21 protein-coding genes are annotated in these 20,213 nt (G+C 53.1%); 4 read left to right on the top strand and 17 right to left on the bottom strand.

All coding sequences use genetic code 11. The features are described 5' to 3' along the window. Positions 1–102 precede the first annotated feature (102 nt). The 10 genes from ACFPOF_RS09945 to ACFPOF_RS09900 form a co-directional block, all read right to left on the bottom strand. Complete coding sequence (locus ACFPOF_RS09945) at positions 103–2,355, bottom strand: penicillin-binding transpeptidase domain-containing protein (RefSeq protein ID WP_378132056.1); 2,253 nt, start codon at positions 2,353–2,355, stop codon at positions 103–105. A 27-nt stretch (positions 2,356–2,382) separates the two neighbouring features. Beyond that, the gene (ftsL, locus tag ACFPOF_RS09940) at positions 2,383–2,799 is read right to left on the bottom strand and encodes a cell division protein FtsL (protein ID WP_378132054.1); all 417 of its coding nucleotides are present in this window, start codon (positions 2,797–2,799) and stop codon (positions 2,383–2,385) included. Positions 2,800–2,846: 47 nt separating this feature from the next. Further along, entirely contained in the window at positions 2,847–3,800 is a 954-nt protein-coding gene (gene rsmH, locus ACFPOF_RS09935) for a 16S rRNA (cytosine(1402)-N(4))-methyltransferase RsmH (protein WP_378132052.1), read from the bottom strand. Positions 3,801–3,921: 121 nt separating this feature from the next. After that, a complete protein-coding gene (mraZ, locus tag ACFPOF_RS09930) occupies positions 3,922–4,359 on the bottom strand; it encodes a division/cell wall cluster transcriptional repressor MraZ (protein ID WP_378132050.1) in 438 nt (145 codons plus the stop codon). A 125-nt stretch (positions 4,360–4,484) separates the two neighbouring features. After that, positions 4,485–5,621 carry a DUF4349 domain-containing protein gene (locus ACFPOF_RS09925; RefSeq protein ID WP_378132048.1) on the bottom strand — a complete coding sequence of 379 codons (1,137 nt, stop codon included), beginning with the start codon at positions 5,619–5,621 and terminating at the stop codon, positions 4,485–4,487. Positions 5,622–5,792: 171 nt separating this feature from the next. Continuing rightward, a complete protein-coding gene (locus tag ACFPOF_RS09920; protein ID WP_378132046.1) occupies positions 5,793–7,055 on the bottom strand; it encodes an adenosylhomocysteinase in 1,263 nt (420 codons plus the stop codon). 148 nt (positions 7,056–7,203) lie between these two features. Continuing rightward, positions 7,204–8,841 carry a bacillithiol biosynthesis cysteine-adding enzyme BshC gene (bshC, locus tag ACFPOF_RS09915; RefSeq protein ID WP_378132313.1) on the bottom strand — a complete coding sequence of 546 codons (1,638 nt, stop codon included), beginning with the start codon at positions 8,839–8,841 and terminating at the stop codon, positions 7,204–7,206. A gap of 137 nt (positions 8,842–8,978) precedes the next feature. Further along, positions 8,979–9,368 carry a DUF3397 domain-containing protein gene (locus ACFPOF_RS09910; RefSeq protein ID WP_378132044.1) on the bottom strand — a complete coding sequence of 130 codons (390 nt, stop codon included), beginning with the start codon at positions 9,366–9,368 and terminating at the stop codon, positions 8,979–8,981. A 33-nt stretch (positions 9,369–9,401) separates the two neighbouring features. After that, the gene (locus ACFPOF_RS09905; protein WP_378132042.1) at positions 9,402–10,331 is read right to left on the bottom strand and encodes a ketopantoate reductase family protein; all 930 of its coding nucleotides are present in this window, start codon (positions 10,329–10,331) and stop codon (positions 9,402–9,404) included. A 106-nt stretch (positions 10,332–10,437) separates the two neighbouring features. Continuing rightward, positions 10,438–11,082, bottom strand: a complete 645-nt coding sequence (locus tag ACFPOF_RS09900; protein WP_378132040.1) for an RsfA family transcriptional regulator — start codon at positions 11,080–11,082, stop codon at positions 10,438–10,440. A gap of 279 nt (positions 11,083–11,361) precedes the next feature. Between ACFPOF_RS09900 and ACFPOF_RS09895 the strand changes: the two genes are divergently transcribed. Then, positions 11,362–11,598 carry a DUF2626 family protein gene (locus ACFPOF_RS09895; protein WP_378132038.1) on the top strand — a complete coding sequence of 79 codons (237 nt, stop codon included), beginning with the start codon at positions 11,362–11,364 and terminating at the stop codon, positions 11,596–11,598. 136 nt (positions 11,599–11,734) lie between these two features. On the opposite strand, the gene ACFPOF_RS09890 is transcribed toward ACFPOF_RS09895, so the two are convergent. After that, complete coding sequence (locus tag ACFPOF_RS09890) at positions 11,735–12,913, bottom strand: class I SAM-dependent methyltransferase (protein ID WP_378132036.1); 1,179 nt, start codon at positions 12,911–12,913, stop codon at positions 11,735–11,737. 85 nt (positions 12,914–12,998) lie between these two features. On the opposite strand from ACFPOF_RS09890, the gene ACFPOF_RS09885 reads away from it, so the two are divergent. Continuing rightward, complete coding sequence (locus ACFPOF_RS09885) at positions 12,999–14,084, top strand: coiled-coil domain-containing protein (protein ID WP_378132034.1); 1,086 nt, start codon at positions 12,999–13,001, stop codon at positions 14,082–14,084. On the opposite strand, the gene ACFPOF_RS09880 is transcribed toward ACFPOF_RS09885, so the two are convergent. Continuing rightward, positions 14,055–15,383, bottom strand: a complete 1,329-nt coding sequence (locus ACFPOF_RS09880) for an extracellular solute-binding protein (RefSeq protein WP_378132032.1) — start codon at positions 15,381–15,383, stop codon at positions 14,055–14,057. The genes ACFPOF_RS09885 and ACFPOF_RS09880 overlap by 30 nt on opposite strands. A gap of 128 nt (positions 15,384–15,511) precedes the next feature. Here ACFPOF_RS09880 and ACFPOF_RS09875 point away from each other — a divergent pair, with 128 nt between their 5' ends. Continuing rightward, positions 15,512–16,042, top strand: coding sequence for a hypothetical protein (locus tag ACFPOF_RS09875; RefSeq protein WP_378132030.1), 531 nt, complete (start codon positions 15,512–15,514; stop codon positions 16,040–16,042). Positions 16,043–16,058: 16 nt separating this feature from the next. Here ACFPOF_RS09875 and ACFPOF_RS09870 read toward each other — a convergent pair whose 3' ends face one another. Beyond that, positions 16,059–17,390: a PhoH family protein gene (locus ACFPOF_RS09870; protein WP_378132028.1), complete on the bottom strand. Its 1,332-nt coding sequence runs from the start codon at positions 17,388–17,390 to the stop codon at positions 16,059–16,061. 163 nt (positions 17,391–17,553) lie between these two features. Between ACFPOF_RS09870 and ACFPOF_RS09865 the strand changes: the two genes are divergently transcribed. Next, complete coding sequence (locus tag ACFPOF_RS09865) at positions 17,554–18,153, top strand: YhcN/YlaJ family sporulation lipoprotein (protein ID WP_378132026.1); 600 nt, start codon at positions 17,554–17,556, stop codon at positions 18,151–18,153. On the opposite strand, the gene ACFPOF_RS09860 is transcribed toward ACFPOF_RS09865, so the two are convergent. From ACFPOF_RS09860 to ACFPOF_RS09845, 4 genes are all read right to left on the bottom strand, one after another. Next, positions 18,127–18,312, bottom strand: coding sequence for a hypothetical protein (locus ACFPOF_RS09860; protein ID WP_378132024.1), 186 nt, complete (start codon positions 18,310–18,312; stop codon positions 18,127–18,129). The two genes, ACFPOF_RS09865 and ACFPOF_RS09860, sit on opposite strands and share 27 nt — an antisense overlap. A 77-nt stretch (positions 18,313–18,389) precedes the next feature. Beyond that, on the bottom strand, positions 18,390–19,520 hold the full coding sequence (locus tag ACFPOF_RS09855) for an LCP family protein (RefSeq protein ID WP_378132022.1): 1,131 nt from the start codon (positions 19,518–19,520) through the stop codon (positions 18,390–18,392). Beyond that, positions 19,517–19,828: a hypothetical protein gene (locus tag ACFPOF_RS09850; RefSeq protein WP_378132020.1), complete on the bottom strand. Its 312-nt coding sequence runs from the start codon at positions 19,826–19,828 to the stop codon at positions 19,517–19,519. The genes ACFPOF_RS09855 and ACFPOF_RS09850 overlap by 4 nt, the downstream gene beginning before the upstream one ends. Positions 19,829–19,886: 58 nt before the next feature. Continuing rightward, positions 19,887–20,201, bottom strand: coding sequence for a YlaH-like family protein (locus tag ACFPOF_RS09845; protein ID WP_378132018.1), 315 nt, complete (start codon positions 20,199–20,201; stop codon positions 19,887–19,889). Between the last annotated feature and the right edge of the window lie 12 nt (positions 20,202–20,213).

The following is a 20,213-nucleotide window of genomic DNA, read 5'->3' as shown; positions in this document are numbered from 1 at the left end:
AAACCCCCTCCGAGGGAACATCTGGACGTGCTTTCGCCTAGTTCCAGACTATTCCCGTACGTTGGGGGTTAGAACAAGCCCCTGTCAGCCACCGGGCGAAGCTTAATCGGCTTCGTTATCAGCAGGCGGCACCGACGATCCGTTCGCCGGCGCGAGCTTGAGTTGCAGTATCCATTTGTTGTCGGCATTCTTGACCGCCTTCTGGCTGACGACATAACCTTGGCCCTCGACCGTGAACTCCACCTTCAACAGCGAGCACATTTCCATCGCGTCTCTCAGGCTAAGCCCTTTTAGATCGGGCACGTTGCCCGGCTTCGTGTCCGTCAGCAAATAAATCCGTTGCGTCGCAGGCAAAACGCTGCCTGCTTTCGGCAACTGCTGCAGCACCTTCGCGCCGCCCCCGTGTACGCCGACCGGGAATTTGCCTTGCTTAAGCCTGTCTTTCGCCTGCGCAACGGTCATACCCGTCACGTCCGGCACGATGGCTGTCACGTCGTCCGAATTTCCTTTTGTCTCGGAAGTCTTGGATTTTGGGTCCGTCTTCTCGTCTTCCGACAAGCTCGGCTTAATACCCAGATGTTGGAGCGACTTGCCCATAATTTCTTTGAAAATCGGTCCCGCAATCGAACCGCCGCCCGCATTATCTACTTGTGGCTCGTCAACGACAACGTACAGAACGACCTTCGGATTCTCGACCGGCGCGTAGCCGATAAAGGAAACGACATAACGGTTCGCCGAGTACTCGCGTTTACCCGTTTTCTCGTTCAAAACGACTTTCTGCGCCGTCCCTGTTTTGCCTGCGATCCGGTAACCGGGGATATATGCGCTTTTACCCGTGCCGATTTCCTTATCGCTGACGACCGTCTCGAGATATTCGCCGACTTTGCGCGAAGTCTCTTCGGAAATGACTTGCCTCACAACTTGCGGTTCCGTTACTTCCTTATCGCCAGTGGTCGGATCGCTGATCGTTTTCACGATATGCGGCACCATCAGCTTGCCGCCGTTCGCGACGGCAGCAACGGCCGCCACTTGCTGAATCGGCGTCACAAGCACGCTTCCTTGACCGAACGTCGCACGTGCCACGTCGCTTGCATATTGCAGGTTGATCGGTCGGGACACTTCATTCGGCAGCTCGATGCCCGTTTTCTGTCCGAAACCGAAGTTGTTGATATACTGTACAAGCTTTTCTTTCCCCAGCATTTCATAGCCAAGCTTCGCAAACGCAACGTTACTGGAGTGCTTCAGCCCATCCAAATAAGTAATGGGACCCCATCCCCTACCGTTATTATGGTCGCGGATCGGCTTCATGTTCTTGAAGCTGATCGAACCGGATTTATACGTGTCGTTCGGTTTGAACAGTCCTTCCTGAACCGCCGCGGCTAGCGTCACAATCTTAAACGTGGAACCCGGCTCGTATAGCGACTGGATGGCGTTATCTCTGAACGCCGACAAATCTTGCGCCTTCTCCCAGTACACGTTCGGATTATAATCCGGCAAGCTAGCCATACCCAAAATTTCCATCGTGGAAGGATCCGCCGCAATCGCCGTAATACTGATCGGCTTATACTTGTCGAAAGCCGCCCTTAGCGCCTGATCGATATAAAATTGAATGTCCATATCGATCGTCAGCGTCGCTGTCTTACCGTCGATCGGTTGTTTGTACTCTAATTGTCCGTTCGGCAATTGTGTACGCGTGCCGTCTTTCTGATATTTCACGAAACCCGGCGTTCCGCTCAGTTGATCGTCCAGCTTCTTCTCGAGTCCTGCGATTGCTATGCCTTGTTTGTCTTCGTAACCGAGAATGTGCGATGCGAGCGGGCCGTTCGGATACGAACGTTTCTGCTCATTCACGAAATAAAGTCCGATATTGGTAACACCGGTCAGCTTGCGCATTTCTGTTCGGAACGCAGCCAAACGATCCATGACAGTCTTATCGACTTTCCAACCGTCGGGCTGGATTTCCCGTTGATCGAGCAGGTCACCGTTTTTCTTCTTCGCAGTGACCATCTCGCGAAGCTTCGCTTCGTCTGTGCCGAGTACGGCGTGAAGTTTGGAGACGATTTGGTCTGTCAATCTCCACTCGGGATGAGACTTCTCCAGCTCCGCCAGTCTTTTCGGACCGACGGCTACCGTGTAGGCAAGCACGTTGGCGGCCAACACTCTGCCATCCCGATCAAGCAGCTTGCCCCGTTCTGGCGGCAACGTCTCGCTCGCATTCCACGTTCTCATTGCTTGATTCGTCCAGAAATCCGCTTTCACGACTTGTACCCAATAGATTCTTACGACAAGACCAAGAAAAAGGAGGGTAAATAACCCTCCCGTCAGCAACGTCCGTAGTTTAATTCTTCTTGTCATGCTTGTTCCCTCGACTTTCCCGATGACCTAGCGCTTCATCGCGACAGCGTTCTTGTCGCCGATCGCTTCAGCCTTGATCGCGTCGTCGGTAATGGGGACGAGATTCTTCTTCTCCGCCCATGCCTTGAATCTGGCCGGATCACTTAAACGATCGACTTCCCCTTGAAGTTCCTTCGTCTGCTCCGTCGCAAGTTCAATTGCCTGTTTCTTCTTTTGCACTTCGCCGTTGATTTGATAGATTTGCGCGTAGCGGAAAATAATAAATCCCGCGACGAACACGACAGCTGCGACCGCCGCCAAATACAGCAGCTTCTCGCCGATTGGAATCGTGCGCCGGCGAACGGCTTTCGACTTGGAAGGGTTGCGGTGCACGGGCTGCTGTTCGCGGCGTTCGCGTTCTTCCACCCGCTCCGGGCGCAGTGCCAAATTTCCGTAATAAGCCATTTAGTCGATACCCCTCTCTTGATTTTTAATATATGGGAGCCCTGTTTTCAGAGCTTCTCTGCTACTCTCAGCTTGGAAGAACGCGCCCGAGGGTTCGCTTCCAGCTCTTCTTCCGTCGGTAAGATCGGCTTGCGAGGCGTGAGCCTGAGCCTGCCGTCGCCTCCGCCGCATACGCATACCGGAAAATCCGGCGGGCAACTGCAACTGGCGACTTCCTTCGCGAAGGTGGTTTTGCATATGCGGTCTTCAAGCGAATGGAACGTAATGACCGCCGCCCGACCGCCTGGCTTCAGGCAATCGATCGTCTGATCGAGCGCTTCCTGGAATGCGCCGAGTTCGTCATTTACAGCGATGCGCAAAGCTTGAAAAGACCGCTTGGCAGGGTGTCCGCCCGTCCGTCTCGTCGCCGCCGGAATCGAATTTTTAACGATATCCGCCAGCCGCCCTGTCGTCTCGATCGGAGACTTTTCACGTTCTTTAACGATGTTCGCTGCGATCTTCCGCGCAAACTTCTCTTCGCCGTAATCTCTCAAAATATTCGAGATTTCCCGCTCTTCCCATTCGTTGACGATTTCTTTTGCAGTGAGCGGCTCGTCGCGGTCCATTCTCATGTCGAGTTCTGCGTCATGGTTGTAGCTGAATCCACGATCGGCTTCGTCGAGCTGCGGGCTGGATACGCCGAGATCAAACAAGATGCCGTCGACTTGCGGAACGCCGTTTAACTCTTCGACGCCCGCTTGCCTTAGCGCCGTCTTCAGGTGCCGAAAATTGCTTTTCACCAACGTTACGATATTGCCGTAGGGTGCAAGCCTTATGCGAGCGTTAGCGAGCGCGGCCTCGTCCTGATCAAGCGCGATTAATCGCCCTTGCGGACCGAGCTTGGAAGCGATCAGTTCGCTGTGCCCGGCTCCACCGAGGGTGCAGTCGACGTATATGCCGTCAAGCTTCACGTTAAGCGCCTCTACGGATTGTTCTTTCAGTACGGTTACGTGGTGAAACATCGCAATTGCCTCCCGGCACCCGGATGCGGGCCCGTCTTTCTTGTTTATGTATAGTTAAAGATGTTGTAAGCTGCTTCATCCAACCTTCTCGGTGCTGATCATCGAACTTTTTGAACCTGCACTAGAAGTTAAAATCAAAATCGACGAGCTTCTCGGCGATTTCGTTAAACGAATCGGCAGACGCCCTGGAATACTCCTCCCATGTCGCCTTGTCCCAAATTTCAACTCGGCTGGATACGCCGATAACCGTACATTCCTTGTCCAGCTTAGCGTAATCGCGCAAATGGCTGGGCACGTTTACCCTTCCCTGTTTGTCCCACTCGCATTCGGACGCACCGGCGAACAGCAGCCTGGAGAACGCCCTGGCGTTAGCGGCCATGGAAGGCAAACTTTTTATTTTCTGTTCCAGCTGGGTCCATTCCGAGCGGGGGTAAACGAATAAGCAGCCGTCCAGGCCACGAGTAACGATAAAGTCCGTGCCGAGAGCTTCGCGGAATTTCGCCGGGATCGTAATGCGTCCCTTGTCGTCGATACTATGCTGAAATTCCCCTAAAAACATAAGCTCTCCACACCTCCCCCATCTTTACCCACTTTCCACCACTTTGGACCACTTTAGATGATTATTCGCCTTCAAAAATAAAAATCCTGCCTCTTGGGCAGGATTTCGAAAAATTATTTATGGGATTAACGATTATCGTCCTGGCTGTCGGCTTCGGCTTCTTGTTCCCCATTCACGTCCCCTTCAGTTGGTGGAACAGCGTTGTTCCATTGTTTGCGCCGCTCTTCCGCGAGCCGCTTCCGGGTTGCCGATCGACGACGAACGGCAAAGTAGGCGGGAATGCCGACGACGGCAACAACGATCAGAACGGGGAGCAGCGCCGCGAGCACGATCAGAACGCCTTCGCCGAACTTGCGCAACACGTTCGCGCTGCCCGACAACGCGTCGGATAGCTTGTCACCGAATCCTTTGTCTTCTTTATCTTCCTTTACGTCCGGCTTCTTCTCAGCTCCCGTCGCCTCGTAAAGCCGAAGACTGACCGTAGAGAACGCGACATTCTGTTGTAGAAATCTCATTCTTCCTTTCACCTGCTCGATCTCTTCTTGCACTTGAGCGAGCTCGTTGGAGAAGCGAACAAGATCATCGGTTTTCGTCGCTTTGTCCATAAATGAAAGCAGTCTCGCTTCGACGACTTGTTTCGCTTTCAATCGCGATTCCAGGTCGACATACTCTTCCGTCACATCGCTGCCTTCCACTTGGCGTTGGAAGTCAAGGTTTTTTATTTTCTGCAATTGACCGAGGAACGACGAGAAGCCGTCGGACGGCACTTTGATCACATAGGTCGCGCCGACTTCGTCGACGTTACGGCTATCCGAAAACTGCAGCACGTAAGCGCCGGACAGGTGGATTAAGTTCGTTAATTGCTCTTCCGCCGTTCTGAACTGCTCGACTTTCATAACGAGGTTCGCCTTGTAGATGACTTTCCGGCCAAAATCCGCATTGGCGTCCGCGATTTGTCCGATACCTGCCGTGCCCGCTTCGCCGGATTTCGCGGACGTTACCGAAATAGATGCAACAGGCGCTGAAGAAGCAATCGCTTTATCATCGGAAACGCTCATCTTAGCCGCAGGAGACGCTTCAGAGAACTGCGCGTTCACGCTGTTCCCCTCTGCTTGGGCCCCCTCGTAATCCGCCATCGGCGCTCTCTCTTTCGCGCTATCGTCCTCGTCGCTCGCACCGCTGCACGCAACAAGCCCCGACACAAGCAATAAAGCGATTACAACAAACAACAAACGCCGCACTCGAACCGCCAACTCCCCCATACCAAATTCCCCCTTTTTGGTTTCTAATATCCTAAACGCACCGGGAGTGGAATTTGTTACCTGGGAAGCAGTAGAAATTTTCTAGTTCGCGAAGACCAAAAAGGAGCCCCTACGGACTCCTCAGCAAACGCTGCGATTCCGCATGGGGCTCCTCTTCATTATTAATATGGATTAATGCGAGGCCCAGCTGTCCAAATAAGCTTTCTGGTCGTCGGACAGCGTATCGATTGTAATGCCGAGTGATTGCAGCTTCGTGCGGGCAACGAGCTCGTCGAGTTCATACGGCATGTTCACGACTTGGCTGCCGATTTTCTCGTAATTGTCGTTCACGTAACGAAGCGCCATCGCCTGAAGCGCGAACGTCATATCCATAATTTCCGCTGGATGACCGTCGCCTGCTGCCAGATTGACGAGACGTCCTTCCGCCAATACGTAGATTTTGCGACCGTCCTTTAGAACGTATTCTTCAATGTTACGGCGAACGACGCGTTTGGACACTGACATTGCCGCTAGCTCGACTAGATTAACTTCTACATCAAAATGGCCCGCGTTGGACAAAATTGCGCCGTCTTTCATGTTCGCGATATGCGCTCCGCGAATGACGTCCTTGTTGCCGGTAACCGTCACGAAAAACTCGCCGACTTTGGCCGCTTCTTCCATCGACAGAACGGTAAAACCATCCATGTAAGCTTCTACGGCACGAATGGCATCGACTTCCGTAACGACGACGTTCGCTCCAAGCCCTTTCGCACGCATCGCAACACCTTTGCCGCACCATCCATAACCGTTCACGACAACGGTTTTGCCGGCGACGACAAGGTTTGTCGTCCGGTTGATGCCATCCCATACCGATTGGCCCGTTCCATATCGGTTATCGAACAAGTATTTGCAATACGCATCGTTAACCGCGACCATCGGGAATTTCAACTGACCTTCCTTCTCCATCGCTTTCAAGCGAAGGATGCCGGTCGTCGTTTCCTCGGCGCCGCCACGCACTTGCGCCAACAAATCTTGACGCTCCGAATGTAAAATCGACACCAGATCGCCGCCGTCATCGATAATCAGATCGGGTTTCGTTTCCAGAGTCTTGACCATCAAATCTTTATATTCCTGTGGATCCGGATTGTATTTCGCATACACCGCAATGCCGTCTTCGACAAGCGCTGCGCACACATCGTCCTGCGTGGACAACGGGTTGCTGCCGGTAATGACGACTTCCGCGCCCCCGGCTTGCACGACTTTGGCCAAGTAGGCAGTCTTCGCTTCAAGATGAAGAGAAATCGCGACGCGTAACCCTTTGAACGGCTGGTCACGCTCAAACTCCTTGCGAATTTCATTTAGTACTGGCATGTGCGCCTGCACCCAGTCGATTTTTAATTTACCTTCGGGTGCGAGGGATTGATCCCGTACAATGCTTTTCAACTGCGTCTTCATGAATGAGTTCCTCCGTATCGTTGATGCTTAATTTAAATATATGTTCAAAAAGTTCGGCTTTCAGCACCGGAAGTCCCGTGCAGCATTCAAGATTCGATGTCGAATAAACTTCTTGAAATACTTCGTGATCAAAGTCGGACTTTTTGAACTACATCTCGGGCATGCCTTCTGCTAGGCGATGCCCTCCGGCCGGCTGAAATACAGCTTGGTTCCATATGGTTAGCCATTCCGGACCATAACGGTTCAAGAAATGAATCGTTCCATATACCCTCTCCTGCGGTTTGTCCAATGGAGACAATGACAGCCGAATGCGATCCCATTGCTTTAACGAAGCTTCATGGCGTTTCGCGACTGAATCGATCGAACGCGATTCCAGATAAGAAATCTGTTCGATGATTTTATCGCGGTTCGTCTCGGCAAGCTTCGCCAGCGAAGGCAAAATAGACGATACCGTGTCCATGATCGGCGCGTACAACCCATCGAACTGCCGTTTCACTTCCGCGAAACGCTCTTCAAGCTGCCATTCGTCCTGTCTTGCGAGCCATTCCGCTTTCCGCTCTTCCCATTCGGTCAAAGCTTCAGTCGCCGACAATCCGAACTTAGCCAGCAGTTTCATGACGCCTGGCTCCAAATACGTAAACGATTGGCGCGGCATAAGGATCGGTATCGACATGCCGAACGTCTCGAAAGCCGGCCCGAGAATGCCCCAATAGGCAAGTTCGGACGGCCCAAGCACCGCAGCCAGAACCGGTAGCACATAGTCTTGCATAAGCGGCCTTGTGAGCGCATTGGTGCTCAGCGTCTCCGGACAACCGGCAGCTTGCGCCGCCATCTCCTCCGCAGACAATTTCACGATGCCTTTACGGTCGACGAACGCGTCACCTTCCCTAAATAAGAGCAGTCGTCCCTGCTCATGATGCAGAAACAAATTGGCCCCGCCTAGCGCCGTCTCGGCCTGCAGCGGGAATCCTCGATCGCGTACGAGACCTTCCCCAGTCTTCAACGCATCTTCCAGTTCTCCGTTCCGTTCGATCAACCGCTTAAACATCGGCCCTTCGATCGCGCGCAACTTGGCGTCGTCGGCATCGAGCAGCAGCAATCCTTGGCTGCCGAACCAGTCCGCAAGCAGCCGGGCGAATGCAAGACTAAGCGTCGGCGCATCGGCGCAATGAGAGCGAAGCTTCTCCAGCAGCGCGGGTTTAAAGTCGGTGTCCGGCAATTGCGCCGCCAATTCCTGAAGCGCCGTCTCCCACTGTTCGTAAGAAACGGGAGTCCGGCTGACCGCAAGACGCGGACCGTCCGGCCGCTCGACTCGGACGCGACGGATGCCGCCCCCCGCGGAGAGTACGTTTACATGGTTGGCTTCATCGTAATCATGGTCTTCTCCGGCGATCCAGAACACTGGCACGACCGGTCTGCCAAGAGCGAGTTCCGCTTCGCGAGCTGCCTGAATGACGGTCAACGCCTTGTAATAAATCAGAAGCGCCCCGCCGAACAACCCGGCTTGTTGACCGCCGACAACAACAAGCGCATCGCCCTTCTCAAGCTTGCGAAGCGAAACCTCCATCTCTTCCGAAGCGGGAAGTTTCGAATGGTAGTCTCGTATGGCGCCAGCGACAGCGGCCAAACTTGCCCGCGACGACTTCTCCGCATCTAGCTTGGCGGCTCTCGCCGCCCACGCATTCCGGTCTTCGGGATGCGCACCGAATAAACGGACGACGGAATCGTCTCCTAATCTGAATTTTTCCGCGATCGTCCTTACATCCAACTGGTCATGGGCTATCATATTCAAAGGGAACTTTCCCCCCGATCTGTCGTTGTGCTATCAAAATGATTGTACACAACGGCAGATTACTCGTCAAAAGTATACGTCAATCATTCTTGTTGCGTTCGGGCTTAACGGTTCGGCTATAGGGTTCATACTTAAGCGCTTCTCGATGGCAGGAAAATTTCAAGCAACATGAGAATCAAATAAAGAGGAACGAGACAGAAAAACGTAAGCCGCCAAACGGCTCGAACAAGCTTGCCGGCGTCCACCTTGCCGCGCAATCGGTTCTGGGCGCTGCCGATCAACCCGCCTGCAACCAACATAACAAGTATAATAAAATAAAGGGTGAAACTTGAATGCAGGCGAGTGTTCAACATTCCCGCCACGAATCCAATCAGAAAAACCGTCGTCACGTCCATTGCCAGTTGAATGGACGATTTGCGGTCCAACCCTCTCGCCAAACTGATGAAATAGACGATCAGAAACGGAATGACCGGAACCGTCGCGATAAACGCGTATGCTTGGACTAACGCATGCCAGATCATTCGTCCATCTCTCCCCTACAATATCGTACCGCTTTATCGCATCGCTTTTACAAGCGCGGCCAACGAATCGTTCCACGGCGAAGGTACGCCTTGTTCCGCAGCCATCCGGCATACTGCGCCATTAATAAAATCAATCTCGGTGTCACGGCCGGCCAGAACGTCCTGAAGCATGGAGGAACGATTGACCGCAGAAGCCGCGCAGATGCGTTCGATCGATTCCCACAGCTCGTCCTCTTCGCCAATCTCTTTATGTCTTTGCAAAATGCCAAACGTCTCGCGGAACAAGGCTTTCATGACATCAATCTTCGGTTCGCTTTCGAGCAATTGTCCGTTTCGAACTCCCCAGAGCGCCGTTAGCGGATTAATGACGGCGTTCGCGAGCAGCTTGCGCATTAGAGCTTCTTCCCAGTCATTCGACGCGATGGCGGAAAATCCTGCCTGATTTAACATTCGTTCGACTTGGTTCGACCCGTCATAGCGAGGTCCATCCGATTTTCCGACTTTGAAATCACCGCGACCGGTATGCTTGACGGTCGTACCGTCGATCCGAAGTGCTCCTTCGGTCGTCACCACTGGTATAACGACGCTGTTAGGAAGCGCTTTGGCGAGTACTTCCAAATGGCCGTAGCCGTTCTGCAAGGCGACGATCGTTCCTCCGGACGGAACGGCTCGGGCGAGGCTCGCGAGAAAATCCGGTTTCAACGCCGTTTGCTTGACTGCAAGAAATAGGATCCCCGGCCCGCCCTCAGGCGGCGTCGCCGCTTCCTCCAGCGCCATCGCCTTGACGGCGATAGGCTCCTGCTGCTCGCCGGTGGAGCGCTGCAATGTAATCCCTTCCTTGCCCAGCATCTCCGCCTGTTCGACCGTCCGCGTCCACAACTCGCAATCAACGCCTACCGCGTTCATTTTCGCAGCCAGAAGCAACCCCATCGCCCCCGCCCCAACAATCGCAGCATTTGCCATATCAGTTCCCTCTCCCCGTCCGCCCATCGGCGGCATCGTATGCTTACCTTAAGATACCAAAGCAAAACCCGCGAGGATAGCCCCGCGGGTTGCATGTTTCATTGCTTTATTCGATTCGTTCGAGGTTGCCGTTCGCGTCCATCTTAAATCTCGCGCGGTCTTCATCCGCTTCTTCCGTCAGGAAGGCGAGTCTGCGAGCGCGGTCCATAATACGGATGAGCGCCTTGTAGTCATCGTTAACGACTTGATAGTCTGTCTGCACTTCGTTAACTTCTTTGGACAGCTTATCGTTGACTTCCTTGTACTCGTTAAGCCGCTCCTCTTTTTCTTTCAATTCTTTTTCCAGATGGCGAATTTGCTTGCTCATCTCTTGCACGGTGCCCTTCCACTGACGCAAATAACGGATAATCGCTTCCAATGACAAAGATTCGGCGGACAGCAAATCCGCTTTGCCGCTTTCCACTTCCTCCGTTACGAGCCTTTCTGCGCCCGAGATCGTGGATATTCCTTGCTTCTTGAGATAATTCCGTTTCTGGCGCTGCTGCTTCGCGATTACGATCGCTTCGTCGTACTTTTTGCGAACACAGCTATTCCACCTGAAACCGCAAGCTGCGGAAGTGCGGGCGATACGTTGGCCGACTTCCTCAAATGCAGATAATTGGGTGCTGCCATCACGGATATGACGCAGCGTTACTTCTGCCAGTATCAAGTCATCATCCGGACTCCATGCGTCTTGCCTTGCAGCCGTCATGGGGTTCCCTCCTTACGATACGCGTATATTTTGCTGCTTTGTTCCATCCTATGCCCGTAATAGAATTCATAGAATCTATCGGATACTTCTATTTATATCCATTTTTCGTTTCACTATACGTTAGCCCTTCGCATAAGCTGTGTTTTCCATGGGCATGCTACAATACGACCGATTTGAAAAGTTTGCCGATTCGTCACGAGTTGTCGGTTTACACGTTAAAGCCCAGCCGTTATAATATGCTTTAGAAATCGTCTTGTGCGTATGAGAGGGGACTATACGATGGCACGAATGTTTAGGGTGCTTGGCTTCTGGACACTGGTAATTGCCCTAATGGCGTTTGCAGGCGACATGTTCGAGTTTTCCATGTTGTTCTTCATGCAAACGGCCGTTTTCTTCTTGCTCGGTTACTTGAACTTCTCCGAACGTACGTATATGCTCATGTTCTGGGGTTACATGGTTCTCTCATTCCTCGGGTTCACTTATTGGACCGTGTTCGAGATGGGAATTCCGGTTTAATCGCGCGAGTGCGAGCGATATCCGGCCGCAAGATACATATTGCAGCGAAGAAAGAGGCAGCCCCAAGTCCACAAGGACGAGAGGCTGCCTCTTTAATTGTTTTTCAGAATATCCGATTTTGATCACGAAGTCTAGTTCATCGATTAGACCATATTTGAACTTTGAACAGCTCGCTCATGCCGTCCGACAGAAGCAATTGCCGAATTGCACGATTGCGTCTGACTGTCGGGTGGAACGGATCGGAGATCGCATGGTCGGACAATTGAGCCATCACGCCCGATTCGACAAGAAACTGTTTCTGCGTGCCGTACCATCGTTCAGCCCACCCGAGCCGTAACGCGACTCGGCGCAACGAGCCGAAATCCACATGCGCCGTCAAATCTTGCTCGCCCGGCCTCGCGAAAGGATCATTCAACGCACGATGCCCGCTATAACCGAGCAAAGTGCCGTCCATCCGGTGCGGGGCAAGCAACTCCTCCGTTACGTCGCCATAATCAATGAAGACGACTAATGCCTCCGCACTCGCTCGGGAGAGTTTGTCCGACAACGACGCGAACCAATCTTCCGCTGCCAAATTCACTTCGAACGACTGCCCTTCCAACGGCTTCGCCTGCGTTTCGATTAACCTTGTAAGCAGACGTTCATCCGTAAGCTCTATCTGGCAATGAACGAAACCTTCGCTTTCACGATACGCGACGCCAAGCTCCTTCATGTCACCATCGCTTATGGTTAGCCGATGTACCGGGAACGCGTCCAGCAGTTCGTTTGCGACAACGATCACGGGTCCGGAAGAGAATTGCTCTTCGATGCGTTCAACTTCGGTATCCGACAGAACGTTCGCTGTTCCGGCGGTGATATAGGCTGCCAGCGCCTCTGACGCAGCCTGTCGATGCGAAGGGTTCCCGTCCACGACCGTGCATTGGAACTGGGGCGCTTTCGCCTCCGCAAACAGCGTCGCCCAAGCGTCCAGCATCATCTTCGAGAGCCTCCCCGTTCCTCCTCCCCAGTCGAACACTTGAACTCGGGTCGCTGCCGGAAACTCGCTTTTTGCCCGTTTTGCCAACTCCGAAGCAAGCTGGCCGCCCATAATATCCCCGACGTAAGCGCTCGTGTAGAAGTCGCCCTCCCTTCCGACACGCGCCGTTCCGGAACGATAATATCCGAAATCGGGATGATAGAGACAAACCGTCATATACTGGTGAAAGGATATTGCGGACAACGTCTCTCCGTTTGCCGTTCGGCCGGTCATGTCGCTGTCAGCAATCATCTTTCGTAATACCGGTTCTAGCGGCGTAGTAAATCTGGTCTTTTCCATGCCGACCGTACCTTTCCCCGAATCTAGAGATCATATTATAATAGGGGTTGCTTCACAAACGGCGCGCCCGAGAGGAGGAACTCCGATGCGTCGAATGGCTTTTGCCGCAATCGCGGCGCTCTTATCATTATTAGTCCTATCCAGAACTGGAGCCCTGTTCCCCGTTCATGCGGAACCGATGCCCGAAAATACGAGAAAGCTGCTCGAGAAAAGCTTGTCCGTCGCCGAACTGGACCGGGAAATCGAACGCATATCCGGCTTAAAGACGCAGACGCAAAAACAAATCGGCGACAGCGAGCAAAAGCTCGCCAGGCAGGAAATCGCGATTGCCGCACAACGAGAGAAAGCCGGCAGAGTGCTTCGGTCTTATTATATGGGTTATAAAGACTTCTGGCTGGCTGCACTGCTGAACGCGAATTCCCTCCCTGACCTGATGAACGTATGGGATAAGATGGGTATGATCATGCAATCGGACCAAAGCAAGATGAACGACTATGAATCTGAATATAAGAAGTTAAAAAAAGGCTATGAACAGCTTCGGCAAGACAAGAGCGATCTCGTTGCCGTCGAGCGAGATCTCGTCGAGCAGCGCGAACGCATCACGGCGCTTCAGCGCGAAGTAGACGAGGCGCTCGCTTCGAGCGGGGATGCCGATCTGCTGCGCAAGCTGATGGACGAAATGAACGCTTATTGGAATAATGTCGGCATTTACGAAGTCAAAAAACATTTCCGCGCGCTTGCGGAGGCCATGCACAACTTACCCGACTTCGTGCAGAAGACGCCGGGTATTCTCGTAACGAGCGGCCTCAAGGCGAAGCTGACGATTACCGACGCTCAGTTAAACGAGTTTCTCCGTTCTCAGGACAGCCGATTCAACGACTTCGCGTTCAAGTTCGGAGATGGGCTGCTTACGATGAAAGGCGACAACGGCAGCATCAGTGTGTTGATCCAAGGCCGCTACGAAATCGTGGACGAACCTGAAAATGCGATTCTCTTCCATGTCGACAAGCTCGTTTTTAACGGACTGGAGCTGCCGGATACGACAAGGAAAGACCTCGAGCGTGAATTCGACCTCGGTTTCTATCCGCAAAAGCTCGTCAAGTTCGTCAAAGCGAAAAGCGTATCGATGGAAGACGGCAAACTAGTCGTTCAACTGGCCGTTGGCGGCTGAACGACTTGCCACCAGTTCGTTCCATCTCGATTTCCATTGATCGAGCGTAAGTTCGCCGCTCGATAACCCTATCCACATTTTTTGTATTGCCGCCAGTTTGTCCGGCAAGCCTGGGCCTAGAGCAAGCGTCGCTTGATTCGGAAAACTCGCGCCATTGCGGTCAGGCAGCAAGTTGGACAATGTCCGATCGCTATCGTATATCGTGCGAAACACTGGAAGTTTGCCCAGCTTCTCCAAGTTTGCGAGTTGGGTTTGCTCCCCGGTCATTTCCGAAATCCATACATAAGCCGCCTCTTCAGATTCGCTGGATGACGACACGACGAAACTTCGCCCGCGAGGCCACACCCAAGCCAAACGCCACGATTGGTGGTCGATCGCAAGTTTCGTTTCCGTAGAATCGCGAAGAGCTCCAACCGCTTCCGCGGCGTCCGAATAGGGAACGACGGCAACAGCCGTCTCTCCTCTCTTCACTGCATCGATCGCTTCGGCGGCGCTGGCAGGAAACAGGACGTTCGGTAGCCGAGACGTTAGCAATGTCATCGCGCCTCCCGCTCCTGAGGAGTTCCATGGATTGCTGCCTTGAGCCCACATGAAGTCCCCCCGCTCCCCGCCTGCGGCCTGAAGCCAGCCAAGCAGGGCAAGCGGGTCTTCCCTCTCAATCGCCAGCCATGCGTACGGCGTCGTCGACGAAGCTCCCTTGTCCGCCAAGGTAGCCCACTGTTCGAGGGCAAGAGGCAGAGAAACATCCGCACCAAGCGCATCGTGAATGAGATTTTCGTTCCATAGGAGTACATACGGATTCATGTCGAACGGCACGCCCCACATGAAGCCGTTCCATTTCAATTGCGAAGTGAGCGCATTCAACTGTTCGGCGAGCGCTTTGCCGACGAATGCAGGATCTGCCGGCAGCAAATAACCTGAAGAAGCGAACTCGTTAACCCATTCGCCGTTCAACAACATGACGTCGGCGGACTCGTTGATATCGGAAGCTTGTTTATAGTGATCGTATGCCTGATTAGGATCGATACGTGTTAGTTCGACGGCGATTTCCGGATGGCTGAGAGAGAACCGTTCGTTCTCGCCGAGAAGCACGCGAAACTCCGATTCCGTCATGGCCGCCTCGACGTGCAGCCGGGACACGGGGCGAGTCACGACAGGGGTGTCGGCCGCTTCTTCACTGCCTTCGTCCTGGAACGTCGCGACGGTCGGTTCGGGTAAAGGCGCTTTGGCCCAAGGCGAAAGGACGAGCACCATCAGCACGAATAATAGAAAGACGAGAACTGATTTGCGTCTTGCCAAGCTTTCACCTGATTTCCTCGTATACTACATTAAACCTGTCTTTATTTATGATAACAGGACAGAAGAGCGCTGTCTCCCTTTTTCCGAAAGCGCTTTATTACAACCTTTTATTCTTCGGAGGAACCTCAATGAAATGGACACGTTTGTATGGCCTGGAAGCAATAATTGCGAATCCGTCAGACGTCGCACGTTTTGAAGGCGCCGTCAATCGGCTTGAACGAACAGTTCCATTGACCGATCGGGTGAACGAATTGCTTGTCTTCCAAGAGGAACAAAACTTCGATAACGCGAGAACTTATTTGGAAAGCTGCGGAATGGCTATAGAACGGGTTGACTTGCTGTCCCTTCCCATCGAGCGAACACGCGAGGAGCCTCTGTATGCTGATTACGCTATCGTCACACCTGCCGGCAACGCGTTTCTTGACCTGGCGCTGTCTGCCCTTTTCATCTTAAACGCGGCAAAGCCGGGAGCGGAACCCGCCCCGGCTTACCAGCAATTGCAGGAGCATCTGATCGCTGTCGTTGATCTTGAAGCAGCCAGCGGAGAAATCGGCCCGCACATCGATGAGTCCGCGTACGCGATCGATCGTCAGTTGGCCGAACTTGCAGACCGCATTGCCTCCGCTTACGGTTGTTCGGTCAAGTGGCTCTTCACTTAGTAAACAACGCGGGCTATTACAGCCTTTCGGTAGCCAGCTGGGCGAGTTTGGAGCGCTCGCCCTTCTCGAGTGTGACGTGGCCGCTGATGCCTTCCTGCTTAAAGCGTTCCACGAGATAAGTCAGCCCGTTGCTTTGGGAATCCAGGTAAGGATGGTCGATTTGCTCCGGATCGCCAAGCAACACGATCTTGCTATTCTCGCCTACGCGCGATACGATCGTTTTGACTTCGTGTTTGCTCAAGTTTTGCGCCTCGTCGATAATGATGAATTGCCCCGGTATCGATCTTCCCCGAATATAAGTGAGCGCCTCCACTTGAATGCTTCCCATGCCCATTAATATTTTATCGAGATCGCCCGACTTCTTTGTATCGAACAGAAACTCCAGATTGTCGTAAATCGGCTGCATCCAAGGGCGTAGCTTCTCCTCTTTCTCACCCGGCAAATATCCGATGTCTTTGCCCATGGGTACGACCGGACGGGCAATAAGAAGTTTCTTGAACTTGTGCTCGTCTTCCACCTTCATAAGGCCTGCAGCGAGAGTAATCAGCGTCTTTCCGGTGCCCGCCCTACCCGTAAGCGTCACGAGAGGAATATCGTCGTTCAGCAGCAGTTCTAACGCCATTCGCTGTTGGGCATTCCTCGCGGTAATACCCCATACCGGGTCATTGCTCATATGCAAAGGCTCAAGTTTACGGCCGTCTGACGTTACTTTCAGCAAGGCGGATTTGGATGTTCCGAGTTCATCGCGCATAATGACGAATTCGTTCGGGTTCAATTGTACTTTCAGGCCAAGCTGATGAATAGCGATTGACCTAGTTGAGTAAAATTCGTCAATAACAGACGGATGCACATGCAGTGTCGATTGGCCTGTATATTGATCCGACACTGTAACGATTTGATCGGACAAATAATCTTCCGCAGGCATGCCGAGCACGTCCGCTTTCACCCGCACGAGCACGTCCTTGCTGACAATGATGACAGGTCTCGGATCGCCGCTCTCCTGTTCTTCCATATGATAATTCAGCGCCACCGCAAGAATACGATTATCGTTGGTCATCTCCCCGAACGATTCCTGCACTTTGACGAATCGGCGATGGTTCATTTCCACTTTCAACAATCCGCCGTTCGGCAAAGCGACTCCCTCATGCAAGCGGCCAAGCGCCCGCATGCCGTCGAGCTCCCGTGAAATATTCCGGGCGTTGCGCCCGATCTCGTCGGCCAGCCTTTTCTTGGAATCGATCTCTTCCAGCACAACGGAAGGGATAATGACTTCGTTATCCTCGAAAGCAAACAAGGAGAGCGGATCATGCAACAGTACATTCGTGTCCAGTACATAAATTTTACGCATGGCGGACCCTCCCGGTTCGGCGATTTGTTTTACATAGCGAGCGGATGACGGGGAACAATAACGATACCGCAATCTTTTGTGTGGCAGCCGAACGCGCCGGGCTTAACCGACGCCATGTCGGCTATTACGGGCATCCCTCCAAGCCAGGATGGTGAAACAGCAAATGAAGCAATCTATGTTGATCGCTTGCGGGACCGCCGCGCTTATGCTTTCAGCGTTAGCGCTCGGACCCGCAGGCTGCGGCAACCATAGCAAATCGTCCGCTCCGGAAGCTTCCAGCGTTCGTTATCAGTCGCAGCAAGCTGGAAATGCGACCAAGCAGACGCTTCGCAATCCGAAGCAAGTAGCCGCTCATCTGGAATCGTTGGCACGAGGCGTCCAAGGCGTGAAAGGCGCCAACTGCGTCGTGTTCGGCAAGTTCGCCATCGTCGGTATCGACGTCGATTCGAAAATGGAACGGTCAAGAGTCGGAACGGTCAAGTACGCAGTGGCCGAAGCATTCCGTAAGGACCCCTACGGCATCGACGCAGTCGTTACGGCCGACATCGATATGGCTCAGCGATTGCGGGAAATCCGCGCCGATACGAAAGCCGGTAGGCCGATTGCCGGATTCGCGGAAGAACTTGCGGACATCGTCGGACGCCTCGTCCCGCAAATTCCGCGAAATGTCATTCCGCCGATGGCCGGCGAGAACTATGGCACGCGCAATGTTCACAAAGCAAAGCGGCAGAGCGAATTACCCGCTCCCGTCAATAACCGTTAATCTCCAGCTTCCGACGGGAGAAGACAAAAAAAGCCCAGTGAAAGTCACTGGGCTTTTACGCATGTCGACATGCTTGGACATCCAAGCGTCGCGAGACTGTATGGATAAGAAAATTTGTTCGTTCGAAGCTTCGGTCCAGATGGTAATAGTCCCTCTCATCCGCAGCCCCCCTTGAACTTGGTGTAGCTAGATTCATTATAACATATGCATCCGAGCTTTCCAACGCATCCTGTTTTCTATTGTTTCTCCGCAGCAGCCGGGCTGCTCGACGATACGGCTGAAGCTTCGCTCGAACGTCCAGTCGGGCTTAATTCTTCCGAAAGCGCTCGACGAGCTTCCTCCAGTCGATCTTGATCCAAATAGACGTAAGGGCTTTTCCAATTGCCTGTTAAAGGCAAGAAACGAATGTCCGAGCGATTGATGCCGAAGTACGTCTTCATAAAATTCTCGATTTGCGCTTCCGGAATGTCGGTTCTCATATTGTCGCCTACAGCGTCCAATATACGACCGACTTTCGTAACCGTGCCAAGCGATTTCATGCGATCCGCAATCGCTCCAAGCACTTGGTTCTGACGCTCATTGCGCTCGAAATCGCTGGACTCGGCCGTCCCGCGGTTTGATTTCCGGTAACGGACGAAGCCAAGAGCCTGATCGCCGTTCAGCGTCCATTCACCCTTTTTCAAATCGATGTTCGTGCCATCCGCGTTATCGACATAGCGCATATCTTTGTCGACGGTTACTTTGACTCCGTTCAGCGCATCGACGACGTCGACGAACCCCCGAAAATCAATAACCGCCGTATAATCGATAGGGACGTTCACGAACCGAGAAAGCATCTCGCGAGTATCGGCCATTGCCTGCGCTTTCTGGGGTTCGCCCTTCAAGCCGTCGTTTTTGCCTGCTTGCGAGTAAAAAAGCGCATAGTAAGCGTTAGCTTTATGACGCTTGTAGCCGTCCAGCTTCAAATCGCTATCTCGCGGAATCGATACGACCGTTGCCGTCTTCGACACCGGGTTAAAGGCGGCGACCATCATGACGTCCGTGTTCAGGCTTGCTGTTGCCGGACGGTTGTCGAGACCAAGCAGCGCGATGGCGATCGGTTTCTCGGATGCTTTCTGCCCTTTCGGTATCGACGTAACCACTTTTCCGTTGTCTTCGTGTTTGGCGATTTTTTGCAAGTTCGGTTTATAGGAGCCAAAATACAAATAAACGGCGTATCCGGCCAGCACTGCAATTATCGCGATGACGACGATAACGATCAATCTGCCCCAACGTATTTTTCTTCCCGGTTTCTTGGGCGCGGACGCCTTCTTCGCTCCGGAAGAACTCCCCTTCACCCGGGAAGGCAATGGCGTATCGTGACTCAAACCGTTTCCCCCTCGTCGTCCTCTTCGGCATCTTCGGTTTCCAAGCCGACGCCGAACATATCGCGGTTTAATTGCTTGACCGCTTCAAGATCGAACCATACTTCACGGGACGTGCCGTCCTTTTGGACATACGTCACGTAAACTTTGCCCGCATCGACGGAACGAATGTCGAACGACACGATTTCGTGGTCTTCCGACAAAATCTGCGCGAAAAAGCCGGCCGTTTCCTTCGCCGCTTCGTCGTCGGGGAAAGCGTCCATGACCCATTTCATCTGCAGCCAATAAAACAACGCATCCATTAATGTCATGACCGTTTCCCCTCTCCCAAGGAAAAGTCCCGTTGGCTAGAACAAACCGCCGATCCGCTTATTGCGGATCGACGGGCTTGTTAAGCGACGTCTCGGCTTTTTTTAACCGATAATTTTTTCGTTTGTCGTACATTTGACGCATGCGCAGAAGCGCCATCATCGCCACTGCGACAGCCATGCACTGGATAATCGGCAGCTTGTCGAGCTGCAACAGGAGCAGCACGAGGCAACCGATCGCCAGAACGATATGCACGGCAATCTCCTTGGCTAGCGGCAGCTTGCCCATGCGGAAAACCGCGTTAAAAATATATTCCGTACAAGCGACGATAAGCAAATATGAGATCACGGCGTGATCGTGAAACCATTGCTGCATGGAATAGTCCCT

It is taken from the genome of Cohnella soli (assembly GCF_042655525.1).
In the GTDB taxonomy this organism is placed as follows: domain Bacteria; phylum Bacillota; class Bacilli; order Paenibacillales; family Paenibacillaceae; genus Cohnella; species Cohnella soli.
Note: the sequence above shows the minus strand (reverse complement) of the source record. Positions and strands in the feature narration are given on the sequence as shown.